Annotated in this window: 12 protein-coding genes and 1 pseudogene; 11 read left to right on the top strand and 2 right to left on the bottom strand. The window is 60.3% G+C overall.

What is annotated here, in order from left to right; genetic code table 11:
• Positions 1-9 precede the first annotated feature (9 nt).
• The 11 genes and pseudogenes from pilM to ACLH0J_RS01490 all read left to right on the top strand — a co-directional run bounded on the left by pilM (position 10) and on the right by ACLH0J_RS01490 (position 15,222).
• Positions 10-663, top strand: a complete 654-nt coding sequence (gene pilM / locus ACLH0J_RS01540) for a type IV pilus biogenesis protein PilM (protein WP_411390605.1) — start codon at positions 10-12, stop codon at positions 661-663.
• Positions 660-1,214, top strand: coding sequence for a PilN domain-containing protein (locus tag ACLH0J_RS01535; protein WP_411390604.1), 555 nt, complete (start codon positions 660-662; stop codon positions 1,212-1,214). The genes pilM and ACLH0J_RS01535 overlap by 4 nt, the downstream gene beginning before the upstream one ends.
• Positions 1,211-2,173, top strand: coding sequence for a pilus assembly protein PilP (locus tag ACLH0J_RS01530; protein WP_411390603.1), 963 nt, complete (start codon positions 1,211-1,213; stop codon positions 2,171-2,173). The genes ACLH0J_RS01535 and ACLH0J_RS01530 overlap by 4 nt, the downstream gene beginning before the upstream one ends.
• Positions 2,174-2,315: 142 nt before the next feature.
• Positions 2,316-3,569, top strand: a pseudogene (locus ACLH0J_RS01525) (type IV pilus secretin PilQ); the annotation flags it as partial.
• Between the two features lie 4 nt (positions 3,570-3,573).
• Positions 3,574-4,092 (top strand): shikimate kinase AroK, encoded by a 519-nt coding sequence (aroK, locus tag ACLH0J_RS01520; RefSeq protein WP_010563213.1) that lies wholly within the window; start codon positions 3,574-3,576, stop codon positions 4,090-4,092.
• Positions 4,093-4,217: 125 nt separating this feature from the next.
• Complete coding sequence (gene aroB, locus ACLH0J_RS01515; protein WP_411390602.1) at positions 4,218-5,318, top strand: 3-dehydroquinate synthase; 1,101 nt, start codon at positions 4,218-4,220, stop codon at positions 5,316-5,318.
• 10 nt (positions 5,319-5,328) lie between these two features.
• Positions 5,329-6,888 (top strand): SPOR domain-containing protein, encoded by a 1,560-nt coding sequence (locus ACLH0J_RS01510; protein ID WP_411390601.1) that lies wholly within the window; start codon positions 5,329-5,331, stop codon positions 6,886-6,888.
• Positions 6,889-7,241: 353 nt separating this feature from the next.
• Complete coding sequence (gene gltB, locus ACLH0J_RS01505; protein WP_411390600.1) at positions 7,242-11,687, top strand: glutamate synthase large subunit; 4,446 nt, start codon at positions 7,242-7,244, stop codon at positions 11,685-11,687.
• Positions 11,688-11,719: 32 nt separating this feature from the next.
• Complete coding sequence (locus tag ACLH0J_RS01500) at positions 11,720-13,138, top strand: FAD-dependent oxidoreductase (RefSeq protein ID WP_411390599.1); 1,419 nt, start codon at positions 11,720-11,722, stop codon at positions 13,136-13,138.
• Between the two features lie 241 nt (positions 13,139-13,379).
• Positions 13,380-14,447: a uroporphyrinogen decarboxylase gene (hemE, locus tag ACLH0J_RS01495; RefSeq protein WP_010563218.1), complete on the top strand. Its 1,068-nt coding sequence runs from the start codon at positions 13,380-13,382 to the stop codon at positions 14,445-14,447.
• 196 nt (positions 14,448-14,643) lie between these two features.
• Positions 14,644-15,222: a cytochrome b/b6 domain-containing protein gene (locus ACLH0J_RS01490; RefSeq protein ID WP_411390598.1), complete on the top strand. Its 579-nt coding sequence runs from the start codon at positions 14,644-14,646 to the stop codon at positions 15,220-15,222.
• Here the strand turns inward: ACLH0J_RS01490 and ACLH0J_RS01485 are convergent.
• Complete coding sequence (locus ACLH0J_RS01485; RefSeq protein WP_411390597.1) at positions 15,180-15,824, bottom strand: retron system putative HNH endonuclease; 645 nt, start codon at positions 15,822-15,824, stop codon at positions 15,180-15,182. The two genes, ACLH0J_RS01490 and ACLH0J_RS01485, sit on opposite strands and share 43 nt — an antisense overlap.
• A complete protein-coding gene (locus ACLH0J_RS01480; protein WP_411390596.1) occupies positions 15,821-17,086 on the bottom strand; it encodes an AAA family ATPase in 1,266 nt (421 codons plus the stop codon). Before ACLH0J_RS01480 ends, ACLH0J_RS01485 begins: the two co-directional genes overlap by 4 nt.
• Between the last annotated feature and the right edge of the window lie 71 nt (positions 17,087-17,157).

Genomic DNA, 17,157 nt, shown 5'->3' with positions numbered 1-17,157 from the left:
GGGAGTTTTATGGGAAAAGGATTTTTCCGGAGAAAAGTCGACAGCCTGCTGGGCGTCGATATCAATGACACGGCCATCCGGTTGGTGGAACTGGGCCGTTCGGCCACCGGTTACAGCATTCAGGGCTATATCACGCAAGCGCTGCCCGCCCACGCGGTGGTCGACGGTGCAGTGCTGGATATCGAGGGCGTGGGGCGAGCCTTGCAGACCGCGTTATCGCGGCTGCGCACCTCGGCCCGGGGCGCTGCGGTTGCGGTGGCCGGGCCATCGGTGATCACGCACGTCATCGAGATGGAGGCCGGGCTCACGGAGGACGAGATGGCCTGGATGATCCAGATGGAAGCGGACCAGTACATTCCGTATCCACTGGACGACGTGGCCATCGATTTTCAGGTTCAGGGCCCGTCGGCCCAGGAACCGGCGCGGGTACAGGTGTTACTGGCGGCTTGCCTGAATGAGCAGGTGGAAGCCCGCGAAGCGGTGTTAGCCTTGGCCGGGTTGGTGGCGAAGGTAGTGGACATCGAAGCATTTGCATTAGCGCGCGCTTGCGGTCAGGATTTCGCCAGCTTCACGCCGGGCTTTCGAGTCGATGGCGCACAATGGGCCGTGGATGCCCCGGGGATGGGAATTGCTTGCGGGTTGGCCCTGAGGAGTTTCGCTTGAAGACACGAATCAATCTGTTGCCTTGGCGCCAGGCGCTGGTGGAGCGGCGGCGCAAGTATTTTCTTGCGCTGTTGCTGGCATTTGCCGCTGTGGCGCTTGCGACCGTGTGGCTGGCGGACCAGGTGATCGATCAGGCGATTGACCGGCAAGTGACGCGCAACGACTACTTGGGCAAGGACGTCGAGGTTCTGGATGCGCGCATCAAGACCATCGACGACCTGCAGGAGCAAAGCCAGCAATTGGCCCAGCGCATGAAGGTCATGCAGGACCTGCACGATGGCCGCTCGTCCGGGGCGCAGTTGTTGGACCAATTGGCACGTGCGATGCCCGAGGGTGTGCACCTGCATGAAGTGGTGGCCAAGGGCGATACGGTGAGTATCCGCGGCACTGCTGAATCCAGCCAGGACATCGCCCGGTTGATGCGCAGCCTGGAGGCATCCGAGGGCTCCCACAGCGCTCGGCTGCAACAGGTGCGGACTGACGGCGCAAACGGTCAGAATGAATTCCAACTGATGGTGCATCAGGCGGAGTCCTCCGAGGCCCAGCCATGAGCCTGCCCAGGCTCGACCTTTCCGCCCTCGCTCACAACGCTGCAAATTGGCCTCTGCCTGGCAAGGCGCTGTTGGGCTGTGCGCTGGCCGCCGTGGTGCTGGTGGTGGGTAATCTTGCGTACCTGAACCCATCGCGTGAGCAGTTGCGCCAGGCCGAGGCACAGGAAGCGGCGCTGCGAGTGCAACTGGCGCAAAAGACAGCGTTGGCTGCCAGCCTTGAGGAGCGAACACACCGGCTTCAGCTTGACCAGGCCAAGGCTGACGAGCTTATGCGGCAGTTGCCGAGGGCGTCGGAAATGCCCCGCTTGCTGGAGGACATTGCCCGGTTGGCGCAGGCCAATGGTTTGCTGGTCGAGAGCGTTGTCCCGATGGACGAGCAATCTGGTCCTTTCCATAGTGAGCGGTCGGTGCAAATCGGCGTGGCGGGGGCTTATCACGACCTGGCGACGTTCGTGAGCGGCCTGGGTGGCCTGTCGCGAATCGCCACGGTGCACGATATCTCCTTGCGCCGTGATGGCAAGCTGGTGTGCCTTGATCTGCTGGTCAAGACGTACTGGCATGCACAGCAAGGCGGGCGGCTTGCCGTTCAGGGGTCGCCTTTCGTCTACGACGCCTCCGGGCTGCGCGATCCCTTTCAGCCGTTCGCTGCTCAGGTCGATCACCCATCGGGGCGACTGGCCCAGGCGCCGGATCTCACCCGGCCGCGTGGAATGCTGGAACGCCTGGCGGTGGATCGGTTTGAAATGGTCGGCACGCTGTCTCGCGGTCTGCGCACTTTTGCCCTGTTGCGCGTGGCATCGCAAGTGCACCGGCTGGCGGTCGGCGACTACCTGGGGCCGGACCACGGTCGGGTCACGGCCATCCATGATGGGCATATTGAACTGGTGGAGCTGTTCCCCGATGAACAGGGCGCCTGGCTGGAGCGCTCGCGAACCCTGGTGTTAAACGTCAACTCATAACGGAATCAACTCAATGAAAAGGACTTTCCTGTCCTTCGGTGTGGCGCTATGGATAGCGTTCACAGCACCGATGGCTACCGCTGTGCCCAATCGTGTGGATCTTATCCAGTTGCCGCCTCCCGGCGGCGTGGCATCAGGTACCTATACCGGCGACACGCTGAACCTCAACTTCCAGAACATCGAGTTGCGCACTGCGTTGCAGCAGATCGCCGACGTGGCGGGCCTCAACCTGGTGGCCAGCGACGATGTGCAGGGCGCGATCACCCTGCGCCTCAAGGATGTGCCCTGGGACCAGGCGCTGGACCTGGTGCTGCAAGCCAAAGGCCTGGATAAGCGGGTCAAGGCTGGCGTATTGCTGGTGGCGCCGGCCGAGGAGTTGGCCGCCCGCGAACTGTTGACCCTGGAGTCGCGCAAGCAAATGGCTGAACTGGCGCCCTTGCGCCGGGAGCTGTTGCAGGTCAATTACGCCAAGGCAGCAGACCTGGCCGAGCTGTTCCAGTCGGTGACCGGCCTTGAGGGCAGCACCGACGAGCGGGGCTCGGTGGCAGTGGACGACCGCACCAATAACATCCTTGCCTACCAGACCGGCGAACGGCTGGAGGAGCTGCGGCGGATCGTGGCGCAATTGGACGTGCCGGTGCGCCAGGTGATGATCGAGGCGCGGATTGTCGAGGCTAATGTCGACTACGACAAAAGTCTGGGGGTGCGCTGGGGTGGGCGGATCAATCGCGGGAACTGGGGCGCCGGCGGCCTGCAGAAACCCCTGGCCGACGGCGCGGAACCACCGCAAAACCCACCCAGTTCGCCCTTTGTCGACGTGGGGGCGCTCGGCGGCACTTCCGGCCTGGGCATTGCCTTTATCACCGACAACCTGCTGTTGGACCTTGAACTGAACGCCATGGAGAAAACCGGTAACGGCGAAATCGTCTCGCAGCCCAAGGTGGTTACCTCCGACAAGGAAACCGCGCGCATCCTCAAGGGCACTGAGATTCCCTATCAGGAGTCCAGCTCCAGTGGCGCCACTTCCGTGTCGTTCAAGGAGGCCTCGCTGTCGCTGGAAGTCACCCCGCAGATCACCCCCGACGACCGGGTGATCATGGAGGTCAAGGTCACCAAGGATGAGCCCGACTACCTCAACAAACTCAACGACATACCGCCCATCAAGAAAAACGAGGTCAACGCCAAGGTGCTGGTCAAGGATGGCGAGACCATCGTCATCGGCGGCGTTTTCTCCAATACCCAAAGCAAAGTGGTAGATAAAGTGCCATTTTTTGGCGATGTGCCGTATCTTGGCCGCCTTTTCCGGCGCGATGTGCTGGCGGAGAAAAAATCCGAGCTGCTGGTATTCCTGACTCCGCGTATTATGAATAACCAGGCGATTGCTGTGAGTCGTTGATTCTGTGCGAAATTTGATTCTTGTAGGACCGATGGGCGCTGGAAAAAGCACCATCGGCCGTTTGCTGGCCAAAGAGCTGCGCCTGCCATTCAAAGATTCCGACAAGGAAATTGAATTGCGCACGGGTGCCAATATCCCATGGATCTTCGATAAGGAAGGCGAACTGGGCTTTCGCGATCGCGAGCAGGCAATGATTGCCGAGCTGTGCGACTGCGATGGCGTGGTATTGGCAACCGGCGGTGGCGCGGTGATGCGCGATGAAAACCGACGGGCGCTGCGTGCCGGTGGTCGCGTGGTTTATTTGCATGCTTCGGTGGAGCAGCAAGTGGGCCGTACTGCCCGCGATCGCAATCGCCCCCTGCTGCGCACCGCAGACCCCGCCAAGACCCTGCGGGATCTGCTGGCGCTGCGCGATCCGTTGTATCGGGAGATCGCCGATCTGGTGGTGGAAACCGATGAGCGGCCACCCCGGATGGTGGTGCTCGACATTCTCGAGCGCCTGCAACGGCTGCCACCCCGTTAAAGCCAGGGCCGAAATGCGCTATTCTCGGCGGCGCGCCATCACCCTCCAGGATGTGGCGTAGAGCCATCAGGCAGCGTCTGATCTCGACGTTGCCGGTCGTCAATACATCTCTAACGCGGGGACACATGCAGACACTTAAGGTCGATCTAGGCGAGCGCAGCTACCCGATCCATATTGGCGAAGGTCTGTTGGACCAGCCCGAGTTGCTCGCGCCGCATATTGCCGGGCGGCAAGTGGCGATCATCTCCAACGAAACGGTCGCGCCGCTGTATCTTGAGCGTCTGAGCCGCAGCCTGGCGGCGTACTCGGTGATCTCCGTGATCTTGCCGGACGGCGAGGCCCACAAGAACTGGGAAACCCTGCAACTGATCTTCGATGGCCTGCTCACAGCACGCCATGACCGCCGTACCACCGTGGTTGCCCTGGGCGGCGGCGTAATCGGCGACATGGCCGGCTTTGCAGCCGCCTGTTACCAGCGCGGCGTGGATTTCATCCAGGTACCGACAACCCTGTTGTCCCAGGTCGACTCGTCGGTGGGCGGCAAGACCGGCATCAATCATCCGCTGGGCAAGAACATGGTGGGCGCGTTCTACCAGCCCCAGGCTGTACTGATCGACACCGCGACCCTCAACACCTTGCCGCCGCGCGAGCTGTCGGCGGGCCTGGCGGAAGTCATCAAGTACGGGCTGATCTGCGACGAGCCGTTCCTGACCTGGCTGGAAGAACATGTGGACGCACTGCGCGCCCTCGACCAGGTGGCGTTGACCGAAGCGATTTCCCGCTCCTGCGCCGCCAAGGCGTTGGTGGTCAATGCCGACGAACGGGAGTCCGGCGTACGGGCTACCTTGAACCTGGGCCACACCTTCGGCCATGCGATCGAAACCCACATGGGCTATGGTGTGTGGTTGCATGGGGAAGCGGTAGCGGCTGGCACAGTGATGGCCTTGGAGATGTCGCACCGCCTGGGCTGGATCAGCGCCCAGGAGCGTGATCGCGGTATCCGCCTGTTCCAGCGCGCCGGTTTGCCGGTGATCCCGCCCCAGGAGATGACCGAGGCGGATTTCCTCGAACACATGGCGATAGACAAGAAAGTGATCGACGGTCGACTGCGACTGGTGCTGCTGCGCCGCATGGGCGAAGCGGTGGTGACCGACGATTATCCGAAAGAGATTCTACAGGCCACGCTGGGAGCGGATTACCGCGCCCTGGCCCAGCTTAAAGGTTAATAAGAGCCCGATGACTAGTTTGCATGCCGACGAGGCGTTCCTCGGCCATTACCAGTTAAGCCACGACCCCTTTGCCCCACGGGTGCCTGGTTTCAAATTTTTCCCCGCGCAGCGCAAGTCGGTGCTCGGGCAGTTGCACCACCTCGCGCGCTACAGTCAACTGTTGCTGGTCGTCACCGGCCCGCTGGGCAGCGGCAAGACCCTGCTGCGCCAGGCTCTGGTCGCCAGTACCAACAAGCAGTCGGTTCAAAGCGTGGTGGTGTCGGCCCGTGGCGCCGGGGATGCAGCGGGCGTGCTGCGTCAGGTTGCCCAGGCACTGGACGTCTCCACCGCCGAGCCGAATGCGATCCTCAAGCAGATTGTGCAACTGGGCCTGACCGGCCAGGAAGTCTACCTGCTGGTGGATGATGCCGAGCAGCTCGACGAATCCGCCCTGGAAGCGTTGTTGGCGCTGGCGGCAGGTACGCCGGAAGGTCGTCCGCATGTATTCCTGTTCGGTGAATCGTCGTTGATCGCCGAACTCGAGCAGATCAGTGGTGATCAGGAGCTGTTCCACGTTATCGAGTTGCAGCCCTACGAAGAGGAAGAAACCCGCGAATACCTGGCGCAACGCCTCGAAGGCGCGGGGCAGGGTATCGAACTTTTTTCCGCCCAGCAGATCTCTGATATTCACGAAAGCTCGGACGGCTGGCCTGGCACCATCAATCAGGTCGCCCGCGATGCCATGATCGAAGCCATGATTGCTAGCCGCTCTGCGGTCAAGCGTCCAAAGATGGGGTTCACTATGCCTAAGAAGCACGTATTGGCTATTTCCGCCGTTGTCGTGGTTGCCGTTGCCGCCGCCTGGTTGATCCCGGGTCGCAGCAAGGCGCCGACCACGGCCGGTGCGCCAACCGAACAGGCGCAGTTGCCACTGGGCAAGCCCACGCCAAACGTCGAATTCGCCAACTCCGGTCAACCGACCAACCTGCCGATGGTCGGCCAGCCGGTGATGCGCGGTCCGCTCGCCGAAGAAGCCGGTGGCATCTCCGAAGGTGACGACGGCGTGCCGGTGGAAGGCTCCAGCGCCACCCCGCCGACCGTGACTACCACCTCGCCACCTGCCGGCGTGCCAGCGGGTCAGCCGGCGGCAAAACCTACCCCGGCACCGACGGTCGCTACTGCCAAGCCTGCGCCGGTGACCAAGCCGGTCGCGCCAGCGCCAGCCGCCAAGCCTGCTCCGGCTCCGGCCGCCAAACCGGTTGAAAAACCGGCGACCACCGTCGCCAAGGCCGGCGCCACCGGCAGCAGTTGGTATACCAGCCAGCCGAGCGGTAACTTCGTGGTGCAGATCCTCGGCACCAGCTCCGAAGCCAATGCCCAGGCGTTCGTGAAAGAGCAGGGCGGCGAATACCGTTACTTCAAGAAAGTGCTCAACGGCAAGCCGCTCTACGTGATCACTTACGGCAGCTTCTCCAGCCGTGCAGCAGCCGATACCGCTATCAAGGCCTTGCCAGCGAAGGTCCAGGCTGGTAAACCTTGGCCTCGCACTGTTGCCAGCGTTCAACAAGAACTGGCAACAACTCGCTGAAGATCCGGCGGCCTTACCCAGGCCGCCCCTCCCGGCACCTCAAAAAAATCCGCAAGTGCGTGCTGCCCTCAAGGCCGCGCGCTTTGTGGTGTCTGCGTCACAGTAGCTTTTGAGTCGTAGCGGTCGAAATTAAAAAAAGTTTTGACTAGCACAGCATATCGTTTTAAACCTTTCATAAATGCGACATAGATTTGCGACATCTCGTCGCTAAATTTGTGAGCGTCTGTGTCGGTGTGTACAATGACCTCCCTTTTGCCCCTGCAAAGCCGGCGTACGTTCGGTGTGGAAGGTAACTGGTTGAATTGAAAAGAAATTTGCCTCCGTACAAGAGGCAGCCTGGTGAGAAAGTGTCTATGAAAGCAGGTCTGTACCAACCCGATGAATTCAAGGATAACTGCGGTTTCGGCCTGATTGCCCATATGCAGGGCGAGCCCAGTCATACCCTTTTGCAAACGGCCATCGAGGCCCTGACCTGCATGACCCACCGCGGTGGGATCAACGCCGACGGCAAGACCGGTGACGGTTGTGGCTTGCTCATTCAAAAGCCCGACCTGTTCCTGCGCGCCATCGCCAAAGAACATTTCGCGGTGGAACTGCCCAAGCAGTACGCCGTGGGCATGGTGTTCTTCAACCAGGACCCGGTCAAAGCCGAAGCCGCCCGCGAGCACATGAACCGCGAAATCCTCGCCGCCGGCCTGCAGCTCGTCGGCTGGCGCAAAGTGCCGATCGACACCAGCGTGCTCGGCCGCCTGGCCTTGGAGCGCCTGCCGCAGATCGAACAAGTGTTCATCGCGGGCGACGGCCTGAGCGACCAGGACATGGCGATCAAGCTGTTCACCTCGCGTCGTCGCTCGTCCGTGTCCAATGCCGCCGACACCGACCACTACATCTGCAGCTTTTCCCACAAGACCATCATTTATAAAGGCCTGATGATGCCGGCGGACTTGACCGCCTTCTATCCAGACCTGAGCGATGAGCGCCTGCAAACCGCGATCTGCGTGTTCCACCAGCGCTTCTCCACCAACACCCTGCCGAAATGGCCGCTGGCCCAGCCATTCCGCTTCCTCGCCCACAACGGCGAGATCAACACCATCACCGGCAACCGCAACTGGGCCGTGGCCCGTCGCACCAAGTTCGCCAACGATTTGATGGACCTGGAAGAACTCGGCCCGCTGGTCAACCGCGTCGGCTCCGACTCCTCCAGCATGGACAACATGCTCGAACTGATGGTCACCGGCGGCATCGACCTGTTCCGTGGCGTGCGCATGATCATTCCGCCAGCGTGGCAGAACGTCGAGACCATGGACCCCGATCTGCGGGCGTTCTATGAGTACAACTCGATGCACATGGAACCGTGGGACGGCCCGGCCGGCGTGGTTATGACCGACGGCCGCTACGCGGTGTGCCTGCTCGACCGTAACGGTCTGCGTCCGGCGCGTTGGGTGACCACCACCAACGGTTTCATCACCCTGGCGTCGGAAATCGGCGTGTGGAACTACCAGCCGGAAGACGTGATTGCCAAAGGCCGCGTCGGCCCTGGCCAGATCCTCGCCGTGGACACCGAAACCGGGCAGATCCTCGACACCGACGCGATCGACAACCGCTTGAAGTCCCGTCACCCGTACAAGCAATGGCTGCGCAAGAACGCCCTGCGCATCCAGGCGACCATGGAAGACAACGACCACGGTTCGGCGTTCTATGACGTCGACCAGCTCAAGCAGTACATGAAGATGTATCAGGTCACGTTCGAAGAGCGCGACCAGGTGCTGCGTCCGCTCGGCGAGCAAGGCTACGAGGCGGTCGGCTCCATGGGCGACGACACGCCGATGGCCGTGCTGTCCCAGCGCGTGCGCACGCCGTACGACTATTTCCGCCAGCAGTTCGCCCAGGTGACCAACCCACCGATCGACCCGCTGCGCGAAGCTATCGTGATGTCCCTGGAAGTGTGCCTCGGTGCCGAGCGCAACATCTTCCAGGAATCGCCTGATCACGCTTCCCGCGTGATCCTCAGCTCGCCGGTCATTTCCCCGGCCAAGTGGCGCTCGTTGATGACCCTGGACCGCCCAGGCTTCGACCGCCAGATCATCGACCTGAACTACGACGAGAGCCTCGGCCTTGAAGCCGCGGTGCGCAACGTCGCCGACCAGGCCGAAGAAGCCGTGCGTGCCGGTCGTACCCAGATCGTGCTGACCGACCGTCACATCGCACCGGGCAAGCTGCCGATCCACGCCTCGCTGGCCACCGGCGCGGTGCACCACCGCCTGACCGAAAAAGGCCTGCGCTGCGACTCCAACATCCTCGTCGAAACTGCGACCGCCCGCGACCCGCATCACTTCGCGGTGCTGATCGGTTTCGGCGCCTCGGCGGTGTACCCGTTCCTGGCGTACGAAGTGCTGGGCGACCTGATCCGTACCGGTGAAGTGCTGGGCGACCTCTATGAGGTGTTCAAGAACTACCGCAAAGGCATCACCAAGGGCCTGCTCAAGATCCTGTCGAAGATGGGCATCTCCACCGTCACTTCGTACCGTGGCGCGCAGTTGTTCGAGGCCATCGGCCTGTCGGAAGAAGTCTGCGAATTGAGCTTCCGTGGCGTGCCGAGCCGCATCAAGGGTGCGCGTTTCGTCGACATCGAAGCCGAACAGAAAGCCCTGGCGGCCGAAGCCTGGAGCGCGCGCAAGCCGATCCAGCAAGGCGGCCTGCTCAAGTTCGTCCACGGTGGCGAGTACCACGCCTACAACCCGGACGTGGTCAGCACCCTGCAAGCCGCCGTGCAGCAGGGCGACTACGCCAAGTTCAAGGAATACACCGCGCTGGTGGATAACCGTCCGGTGTCGATGATCCGCGACCTGTTCAAGGTGAAAACCCTGGACACACCGCTGGCCATCAGCGAAATCGAACCGCTGGAATCGGTCCTCAAGCGCTTCGACTCCGCCGGTATTTCCCTGGGCGCCTTGTCGCCCGAGGCCCACGAAGCCCTGGCCGAAGCCATGAACCGCCTGGGGGCGCGTTCCAACTCCGGCGAAGGCGGCGAAGACCCGGCGCGCTACGGCACCATCAAGAGTTCGAAAATCAAGCAAGTCGCCACTGGCCGTTTCGGTGTGACCCCGGAATACCTGGTCAACGCTGAAGTGCTGCAGATCAAAGTCGCCCAGGGCGCCAAGCCCGGCGAAGGCGGCCAACTGCCGGGCGGCAAGGTCAACGGTCTGATCGCCAAGCTGCGTTATGCGGTGCCGGGCGTGACCCTGATCTCGCCACCGCCGCACCATGACATCTACTCGATCGAAGACTTGTCGCAGCTGATTTTCGACCTTAAACAAGTCAACCCGCAGGCCCTGGTCTCGGTGAAACTGGTGGCGGAAGCCGGCGTGGGCACCATCGCCGCCGGTGTGGCCAAGGCCTATGCCGACCTGATCACCATTTCCGGCTACGACGGCGGCACCGGCGCTTCGCCGCTGACCTCCATCAAGTACGCCGGCGCACCCTGGGAACTGGGCCTGGCCGAGACCCACCAGACCCTGCGCGGCAACGACCTGCGCGGCAAAGTCCGGGTGCAGACCGACGGCGGCCTGAAAACCGGCCTTGACGTGATCAAGGCCGCGATCCTCGGCGCCGAAAGCTTCGGCTTCGGCACCGCGCCGATGATCGCCCTGGGCTGCAAATACCTGCGCATCTGCCACCTGAACAACTGCGCCACCGGCGTCGCCACTCAGAACGAGAAGCTGCGCAAGGATCACTACATCGGCACCGTCGACATGGTGGTGAATTTCTTCACCTACGTCGCCGAAGAAACCCGTGAGTGGCTGGCCAAGCTGGGCGTGCGCTCCCTCGAAGAGCTGATCGGCCGCACCGATCTGCTGGACATCCTCGAAGGCCAGACCGCCAAGCAACAACACCTGGACCTGACGCCGCTGTTGGGCAGCGATCACATCCCGGCAGACAAGCCACAATTCTGCCAGGTGGACCGCAACCCACCGTTCGACAAAGGCCTGCTGGCCGAGAAGATGGTCGAGATGGCCGCTTCGTCGATCAACGACGCCAGCGGTGGCGAATTCAGCCTGGACATTTGCAACTGCGACCGCTCCATCGGCGCACGCATCTCCGGCGAAATCGCGCGCAAGCACGGCAACCAGGGCATGGCCAAGGCGCCGATCACCTTCCGCTTCAAGGGCACTGCGGGCCAGAGCTTCGGCGTGTGGAACGCCGGCGGCCTGCACATGTACCTGGAAGGTGACGCCAACGACTACGTGGGCAAGGGCATGACCGGCGGCAAGCTGGTGATCGTTCCGCCTAAAGGCAGCGTCTACAAGACCCAGGACAGTGCCATCATCGGCAACACCTGCTTGTACGGCGCCACCGGCGGCAAGCTGTTCGCCGCCGGTACTGCCGGTGAGCGTTTCGCCGTGCGTAACTCCGGTGCCCACACCGTGGTGGAAGGCACTGGCGATCACTGCTGCGAGTACATGACCGGGGGCTTTGTCGCGGTACTGGGCAAGACCGGCTACAACTTCGGTTCGGGCATGACCGGCGGTTTCGCCTACGTGCTCGACCAGGACAACACCTTCGTCGACCGCGTCAACCACGAGTTGGTCGAGATCCAGCGGATCAGCGGCGAAGCGATGGAATCCCACCGTAACCACTTGCAGCACGTGCTGGATGAGTACGTCGAGGAAACCGGCAGCGAATGGGGTCGTAACCTCGCCGAGAACCTTGATGATTACCTGCGTCGTTTCTGGCTGGTCAAGCCCAAGGCTGCCAACCTGAAATCGTTGCTTTCCAGCATCCGTGCCAACCCGCAGTGATATGCGCCTGAAGAGTTTGATGAGGTTTTAACATGGCTGAACGTCTGAATAACGACTTCCAGTTCATCGATGTCGGGCGCAAAGATCCGAAGAAGAAACTGTTGCGTCAACGCAAGAAAGAGTTCGTGGAAATCTACGAACCCTTCAAACCCCAGCAGTCGGCCGATCAGGCCCACCGCTGCCTGGGGTGCGGTAACCCGTATTGCGAATGGAAGTGCCCGGTGCACAACTTCATTCCCAACTGGCTCAAATTGGTGGCCGAGGGCAACATCCTTGCTGCCGCCGAACTGTCGCACCAGACCAACACCCTGCCGGAAGTCTGCGGCCGGGTGTGCCCGCAGGACCGTCTGTGCGAGGGTGCCTGCACCCTCAACGACGGCTTCGGCGCGGTGACCATCGGTTCGGTGGAGAAGTACATCACCGACACCGCGTTCGCCATGGGCTGGCGTCCGGACATGTCCAAGGTCAAGCCGAACGGCAAGCGCGTGGCTATCATCGGCGCGGGTCCGGCGGGCCTGGGCTGCGCTGACGTGCTGGTGCGTGGCGGCGTGACCCCGGTGGTGTTCGACAAGAACCCGGAAATCGGTGGCCTGCTGACTTTCGGCATTCCCGAGTTCAAGCTGGAAAAAACCGTGCTGAGCAATCGTCGCGAAGTGTTCACCGGCATGGGCATCGAGTTCCGCCTGAACACCGAAGTCGGCAAAGACGTGACCATGGAACAACTGCTCGCCGAATACGATGCGGTGTTCATGGGCATGGGCACCTACACCTACATGAAGGGCGGTTTTGCCGGTGAGGACCTGCCGGGCGTGTATGACGCGCTCGACTTCCTGATCGCCAACGTCAACCGCAACCTGGGCTTTGAAAAGTCGCCGGAAGACTTCGTCGACATGAAAGGCAAGAAGGTCGTGGTACTGGGCGGTGGCGACACCGCGATGGACTGCAACCGTACCTCGATCCGCCAGGGCGCCAAGTCGGTGACCTGTGCCTATCGTCGTGACGAAGCCAACATGCCCGGCTCGCGCAAAGAGGTGAAGAACGCCAAGGAAGAAGGCGTGAAATTCCTCTACAACCGCCAGCCGATCGCGATTGTCGGTGAAGACCGCGTCGAAGGCGTGAAGGTGGTCGAGACCCGTCTCGGCGAACCGGACGCCCGTGGCCGTCGCAGCCCCGAGCCGATCCCGGGCTCCGAAGAGATCATCCCGGCCGACGCCGTGGTCATCGCCTTCGGCTTCCGTCCAAGCCCGGCACCGTGGTTCGAGCAGTTCGACATCCAGACCGACAGCCAGGGCCGCGTCGTCGCCCCGGAACAGGGCCAGTACAAGCACCAGACCAGCAACCCGAAAATCTTCGCCGGTGGCGACATGGTGCGCGGCTCTGACCTGGTGGTAACCGCGATCTTCGAAGGTCGCAACGCCGCCGAAGGCATCCTGGACTACCTGCAGGTCTGACCCATTTCATCTTTGAAATGTGGCCAAAATGTGGGAGGGGGCTTGCTCCCGATAGCGGTAGTCCAGTTAAAGATACTGAGACTGACACACTGCAATCGGGGGCAAGCCCCCTCCCACTTTTGGTTTTGATGTGCCCAAGAGATTGTCGTAAATCAACCCGATAGATAAAAGGCACGGCTCATTCCGTGCCTTTTGCGTCGCGCTCTGAGAAAATGCCCGCACTTTTTTTGCGGATGCCGACATGACTGCCCTCAAGAACGACCGTTTCCTTCGTGCCCTGCTCAAGCAACCCGTAGACGTCACCCCTGTGTGGATGATGCGTCAAGCCGGTCGCTACCTGCCGGAGTACCGCGCCAGCCGCGCCCAGGCCGGCGACTTCATGAGCCTGTGCATGAACCCGGAGTTCGCCTGCGAAGTCACCCTGCAGCCGCTGGACCGCTATCCAGAGCTGGACGCGGCCATCCTGTTCTCCGACATCCTCACCATTCCTGACGCCATGGGCCAAGGCCTGTACTTCGAGACCGGCGAAGGCCCGCGTTTCAAGAAGGTCATCAGCACCCTGGCTGACATCGAAGCGCTGCCGATCCCCGACCCGCACAAAGACCTCGGCTACGTGATGGACGCCGTCAGCACCATCCGTCGCGAGCTCAACGGCCGCGTGCCGCTGATCGGCTTCTCCGGCAGCCCCTGGACCCTGGCCACCTACATGGTCGAAGGCGGCTCGTCGAAAGACTTCCGCAAGACCAAGGCCATGCTCTACGACAACCCGCAGGCCATGCACCTGCTGCTGGACAAGCTGGCGCAGTCGGTCATTTCCTACCTCAACGGCCAGATCATGGCCGGCGCGCAAGCGGTGCAGATCTTCGACACCTGGGGCGGCAACCTGTCGGCGGCGGCATACCAGGAGTTCTCCCTGGCCTACATGCGCAAGATCGTCAGCGGCCTGATCCGCGAACACGAAGGCCGTAAAGTGCCGGTGATCCTGTTCACCAAGGGCGGCGGCCTGTGGCTGGAAAGCATCGCTGATGCCGGCGCCGATGCCCTGGGCCTGGACTGGACCTGCGACATCGGCGACGCCCGTCGTCGTGTCGGCGATAAAGTCGCGCTGCAAGGCAACATGGACCCGACCGTGCTCTACGCCAAACCGGAAGCGATCTGCACCGAAGTCGGGCGCATCCTGGCCAGCTACGGCAAAGGCAGCGGGCATGTGTTCAACCTGGGTCACGGCATTACGCCGGAAGTGAACCCGGAGCATGCCGGCGCGTTCCTGCGCGCGGTTCATGAGTTGTCGGCGCAGTATCACGAGTAACAGCGCCCCTGCTTGAATCGAGCCCCCGTCTGCCCGGCAGACGGGGGCTCGTTGCGCTTCAGCTCTGGTTAAGTCCTGCCTTGGTACTCTGTGGTCTTTAGGACTTCTCCTACGGCTGCCGTTATCCGCCCAAGAAAAATCCTGCCCGACTTTTCCACTCGCCAGTCATTGGCGTTCGTTGTCAGGTGATCGCTGGATGAATACCGCTGACTATTCAACGTGCCAGAAACTGCTGCATTGGGTTTCGGCCGTCATCATCGTGTGGGCGCTATTGTCAGGTTTTGTGGTGGCGACATTCGCCGTGCCGGCCTCGGTCAAAGCGTGGGTGGGGTTTTTCAATGTGTCATTGACCGCCCTGTACATCCCGGTGTTTGTCGTGCGGGTTTGTTGCTCTTTTACTCACGGCCTGGATTTTTCCGTCAGGCGTTCGCCACGGGAATACCTGGCGCTATGGGTGCATAAGGCCATGTATGTGGTGTTGGCAATGGTGCTGGCAACCGGGGTGCTGATGATGGATCGTCCGATCAACGTCTTTAACCTGACCGCCTTCGCCCCGTTTCACAGTGCCCCGGCCAGCCTCGCCTGGTACTTCCGCGTGCATGTGCTGTCCTGCGTGGCTTTGTTGCTGCTGCTGGTGATGCACATCGGCGCTGTGGTCATGCACGAGCGCCGGGGCAAGCGGGTGATGGCGCGGATGTCTTTTAAGAAGACTCCCCTTGCCATGAGCGGGGATCAGGATGTCAGGATTTGCTCAGCAAATCGTGCGACAACATGATCGAAGGCCTGCTGATTAACGAGGTCTGTCGAGCGTAATAAAGTTGTAATGGTTCTGAAGTCTTCGTCGGTGGCCTGGGTAACAAATTCTGGGTCGAAGACGCGTTCTAAGGCATCCCGGCGACGGTTGTTCAGGTAGGCGATATCCAAGGCCAGAACTTTTATCATTTTTTTTGCTGGCGAGTCATTGGTATCTGTCGCCTGGATTTGCCCCGTCAATAGATATCGGAAGCGAAGTTCACAACCGTCGTCGGTGGGCGAGATATGTTCGGCTTCATCAAACCAATTGTCTTTGACGTGCCCGCAATGCAAAGGCGAGTCGGGCTTAGTTTCCCTGATACAGGAGGCGTGAAGGTTTTGGTATTCAAGTGCCAGATCTTTGAAATGCTCTTGGGGACGGAAGTGTTCGATATGGCTTGATGCAGCATCAATCTCTCGGCCGCAGTAACAACAAAAGCCTCCTTGCTCCAGCAATAAGCTGGCGTGCAGTTCACGTTTTTCAGGATTCTGCAGCGTCGTGTAAGTGGGTACCCATTCTTCGTTGATTGAAGCTTTCCACTGGCTAAAAGAAGCAGGTTCAGCTCCCTTGAACACTTGTTTCATTTTCCGAGTATCTCCTTGCGGCGAATCAGCGCTTGGGCGCCAGCGAATTCGGGGAGGTCTGGTGCCAGCTCTTTGAGTGCCAGGAGCAGGGTTTTGGCTTTTTCCAGTTCGTTGTCTTCGATGGTGCTGAATAGTTCGCTTAGAAGCACTTCTACTTCTGGGGCGCGCTCAGGGACGCCCATGACTTCTTCAAGAACTCGGCTAGAGTCAAGTCCGTAAGTAACACGGGGATGTGAGGGCGCTTCACTCGTTAATAGAATGACCTCTCCTGGCTTGAGGCTACCAATAATTTGGGGAGAGTGACTAGCCGCGATGAATTGAATTTTAGGGAATATTTTTTTCAGAGTTGAAGCTATTGTGCGCTGCCATCCAGGGTGCAGGTGGATGTCTAATTCATCGATTATGACAATTCCTGTTGTCTCTTCTAATACTTTATTCTTTAAGTGTGGATTGAGCAGGCACATTCGCCTGGCTATGTCTGAGACCATTGCAACCATACCGCGTTGCCCATCACTCAAACTGTTAAAAGTTAAGCTCCTGCTGTTCTCAAAATGGACCAGCAAGCTGCGAATTCCTAGGTCGTACTCAATCCCTTTTGCGTCGGGCAGAGCATGAGTTAGCGCAGAGTTTATCAATTGGAGTTCGTCATTGAACTTGGTAGAAGCTGCGGAACGAGACATCTTTTGAAGACGTTCTAATGTTTTTCCAATAAGCCAGCTCTCAAATGTTTTTAGATTCGCAGAAGCATCAAGCCAGTCTTTGTACGCGTCTAGTCTTGATGGTTGTTGGAGCGCGGCGAATTCGACAGATACATCAGGCGAGTTCCATCTGCGGTCAGCTCGATAAAAAGCCATGAGTGGAAGATCAACATTTTTTTCTGATAAGGGATTGAGAATATCAGTTGAACTGTTGATCACCGGTATATCGAAGACGTTGAGTTGACCTCCACGTACCATTGATTCATCCCAAACGGTACGGCCGAAAGCTGAGCCGACAGCATTCAGTCTCACGGGATAGATACTTTCAAATCTATAGCGGCCTTCAAACTCTTGGATTTCGAATCTTACATCTTGGTCTGATATTTGAAGAATCGCTCCTCCCAATGACGATGAAAACGAATATAGGCTTGCCGCCACCGCTTGCAACAACGAAGTTTTGCCACTCCCATTAACCCCCACCACCAAATTAAAACCCGGCTGAAAGTCAAAAGTGGCATCTTCGTAGCAACGAAAATTTTGAATATGAAGCTGGTCCAGGCGCATTCTGGCTTTCCTTTACCAAGACTGACGAATGCCGTCAGTGTACCTTGGCCCGTCAGAACCGCCAGAGGCGC

Origin of the sequence: Pseudomonas sp. MPB23 (genome assembly GCF_046605395.1) — a bacterium.
Classification (GTDB): Bacteria; Pseudomonadota; Gammaproteobacteria; order Pseudomonadales; family Pseudomonadaceae; genus Aquipseudomonas.
The sequence above is the reverse complement of the archived record's forward strand: the minus strand, read 5'-3'. Positions and strand labels throughout refer to the sequence as shown.